The following is a 3,669-nucleotide window of genomic DNA, read 5'->3' as shown; positions in this document are numbered from 1 at the left end:
ATGGCTTCTTTCACTGTTGAAAAATTCGGTACCGAAAAACTACAGGAAGTAACCGAAGGTGAAATGATTGCCAGAATCAAGAATTTTAAAGATTTAACCACTTTTGAAGTTGAAGTTTAAGTTCGAAACCCATTAACGATCACGATCATTTTTAAAATTAAAAAGAACATTTAAATATGAAGAAAATATTTGCTTTCGCAATGTTGGCAGGATTGGGCAGTGCCATGTCAGCCCAGTACATGATTATCGGGAAAGACAGCATTTCACTGGCCGATTATAAAAAAGAATATCAGTACGGTTTACAGAACAGCGGGATCGAAAAAACCCTGCGTTCTACCGAAGATTTTATCCTGCTTCAGCAATTTGCAGCAGATAAAAAAGCAGATACCACTGCGTCTTTCCGCGAAAGAATGATGGAAAAAGAAGCCGATTTACGTGAGCAGTACTTCTATCCGAAACATGTGATAGATCCTGTTCTGAATGATTACATGAAGGACAGCCAGACCGAAAAGCAGGTTCAGATTTTTATGGTTCAGAAGTCGGCGGGCGACAACAACAATTACCAGCAGATTTACAGCGATGTTAAGGCTGGAAAAATTACAATGGAAGATGCGATCTCAAAATATACCAAAGCTTCTCCTAAACCTATTTTTATAAAACCCGGAAGTGTAGATCATATTCTTTATAACCAACTAAAGACTTTACCAAACAACTCATTCACGGCACTTCAGGATTTGCCGGGATATATTGCGTTTGCAAAAGTTCTCAGTTCCAGACCAAGTCTCGGGTATGTGGTTTTTGGTACCATTTCTTTCCCGAAAGATGATAATTCCGAATCTGTTAAAACAAAGATTTACAACGATCTGAAAGCTGGCAAAAGCTTTCAGGAAGTCGGGAAGCTTTACGGCGCAAACGATCACGAAAAAAATAATGGTGGAGTAGTAATGGGTTCTCCAACGCTTCCCGACGAAGTTTACGAACTTTTCAAAGGAAAAAAGGCAGGTTATTACACGCCGGAACCTTTGCTTTTCGGTGAAAATTATTTCGTGTTCAATATTTATAATGTGGAACCTTACCTTCTTACCGATAAAAACAGAGATTTTTTCCTGAGAGATATGAATGGTTCTCTTTACAACGAAAACCTTCAGGATAAAATGCTTGCTTTTCTGAAATCTGACCCGACTTATAAAGAGTTTCCGGCATTTCAGAATGTAAAAAAATCTTATCAAGCCTTTAATGCGGCAAAAGACGATACCGTTCTTTATCAGTACAAAAAAGATAAAACAACGGTTGGGGATCTTAAAAAACTGATCGGCGACAAAAAAGCTGATGCCGAAAAACTTACACCTGCATTATGGGCTGAAGCACTTTCCGGCGTCAATGCTCAGGATTTGATTAGATTTTATTCCGCAGATTTCACCAACCAGAAACATATCAAAAAAGAACTCGATGAATTCCGCAAAGGACTTTATTCAGATTATATTTTTTCTAAATATCTGAACGAGGAAATCACAAAGCATCCCGAATGGCTTACCGATTACTACAACAAAAACAAATCGAAATACATGTGGGGCAACCGTGCTGCCGGGCGCGTGGCAATTATTGCTGATGACAAACTCACAAAAGAAATCGAGAAAGACATTAAAAATCCTAAAAACTGGGAAACCCTGAAAGCAAAGTATTACGGAAAACTGAACGATAAAAAACAGATTCTCGTAAATTTCGAAAAAGGAGAGATGTCTGAAGATGCCGATGTTTTTACGAAATACAAAGTTCCTTTCAAAACCGGAGTGCACCAGACAAAAATGGAAGAAAGAACTTTAGTTATCGCAATCGACCAGATTTTGCCGCCCTCTCAAATGACCCAGGATGAAGCGGCAGAACTGTTAAAAGATGCAGTAAATGAAGAAAGACTGAAGGCTATTATTGCAGAGCAGAAAGTAAAAACCAATATTGTCATTCAGCCCGAATTCAGAAAGGATTTGGAAAAGAACTTTAAGAAATAATTATAATAAAAAATGCAGGTTATTTCGTTTAGAATGATAATTTTGCAAATCGTTAAAAAATGAATATGAACAAGAATATAAAATTTGCACTTCTATTGAGCTTTATTTTCGCCTTTTTTGGTGTTAAAATGAATGCACAGCTCAAAACCGGCGATTTGGTCGACGGCATTGCAGTGGTGGTAGGAGATGAAATTATTTTGGAATCAGATATTGAGGAGCAGGCAAACTATGCCAAGCAGCAGGGCGCAACCGTTGCCGATAAATGCGAGTTTGTTGAAAGCATCATCAATAACAAACTTCTGATTTACGAAGCCAAAAGAGATACCCTCATCGAAAACCGTTCTGCAGCAATTAAAGAAAATGCTGCTCAGAAATACAACCAGATTCTTGGCCAGTTCCCCGACGAGAAAACAATGCTTTCGGCCTATAAATTCCGTACGTCTTATGAAATGAAAAACGCCATAGAGAAAATTGATGCCGATAATTATTACGGACAGATGAAATTCGGGAGAATTACCGAAAAAGCCGATGTAACTCCAAACGAAGTAACCGATTTTTTCAATACCTACAGATACCAGCTTCCACAGGTGAATGATGAGGTGAGCTTATCCCAAATCGTCATGTATCCCAAACTTACCGACGCACATAAAAACGAAATTATCGCACGTCTGAATAAAATCAAACAGGATATTTTAGCCGGCGAATCTTTCGAAAGTCAGGCAAGGATTTATTCCGATGACCCGGGATCTGCTGCCAATGGCGGACTTTATACCAACATTGCAAAAGGCAAAATGGTGAAGCCTTTCGAGGCTGCGGCGCTTAACCTTCAGGAGGGTGAACTCTCCGAACCTGTAGAATCTGAATTCGGCTATCACCTGATTCAGCTCGTGAAAAAGAGCGGAAAAATGTACGATGCACGCCATATCCTTCTCAAAGCCGAACCGAATGCCGAAGAAATTGCAACTGCGAAGAAAGAACTCGACAGTATCAGAACCCTGATTCTCGATGGCAGACTTACCTTCAAAGAAGCCGCTTTCCGGTTTTCAGATGATAAAAGAACAAAATTCAACGCCGGAATCATCACTTCCGAAGACGGCTCCGATAAAATGGAGAAACTCAACCTGCCGCCAACCATTTCTTACCAGATTGCGGGGCACAACAAAGGTGATATTACCGAGGTCTTTCAGGATACCCAGGCCCAGGACAGAAAAGTGGTGACCATCATTAAAATCGACGATGTAATTGCCGCACACCAGCTCGATATTGCTACAGATTACGACAGAATCAAGCAGATGGCTCTCAACAAAAAGAAAAACGAAATGGTAGAAAAATGGGTGAAAGAAAAACTGCCCAACGTATTTATCTCCATCAACAACCGTTACAAAGACTGCACTTTCAAAACCGACTGGCGCAAAAATACCGACGGAAAATAAATTTAAGCTCTGCATTTTTGCAGAGTTTTTTGTTTCTGGAGCAATAGGTTTTTCGCTTCCTCCGAAAACTTTACCCGCTGTCCGCTGTATCTTTTCTTCCGCTTCGCTTCAGAAAAGGATGCCGCTTCCATCGGGGCTAGGATTTAGGGACGGATTTTCTTCCCACAGATTTCCGCCTTTCTCATTATTTTTTTAAATTTACGCATGAGCAATTTTATCCATTTCGGGAT

The 3,669-nt window shown here is 39.9% G+C and carries 2 protein-coding genes; both read left to right on the top strand.

Annotated features, from left to right (window positions below):
- The first annotated feature begins 176 nt into the window (after positions 1 to 176).
- On the top strand, positions 177 to 2,006 hold the full coding sequence (locus V5N63_RS08400) for a peptidylprolyl isomerase (protein WP_332033586.1): 1,830 nt from the start codon (positions 177 to 179) through the stop codon (positions 2,004 to 2,006).
- 65 nt (positions 2,007 to 2,071) lie between these two features.
- Complete coding sequence (locus V5N63_RS08395; RefSeq protein ID WP_442905798.1) at positions 2,072 to 3,439, top strand: peptidylprolyl isomerase; 1,368 nt, start codon at positions 2,072 to 2,074, stop codon at positions 3,437 to 3,439.
- Positions 3,440 to 3,669 lie beyond the last annotated feature (230 nt).

The organism is Kaistella sp. (genome assembly GCF_032060305.1).
GTDB lineage: Bacteria > Bacteroidota > Bacteroidia > Flavobacteriales > Weeksellaceae > Kaistella > Kaistella yananensis.
Note: the sequence above shows the minus strand (reverse complement) of the source record. Positions and strands in the feature narration are given on the sequence as shown.

What these genes read in the sequence shown, in the direction of transcription:
- V5N63_RS08400 (WP_332033586.1), top strand. Translation starts at nt 177, where the DNA reads ATGAAGAAAATATTTGCTTTCGCAATGTTGGCAGGATTGGGCAGTGCC.
- V5N63_RS08395 (WP_442905798.1), top strand. Translation starts at nt 2,072, where the DNA reads ATGAACAAGAATATAAAATTTGCACTTCTATTGAGCTTTATTTTCGCC.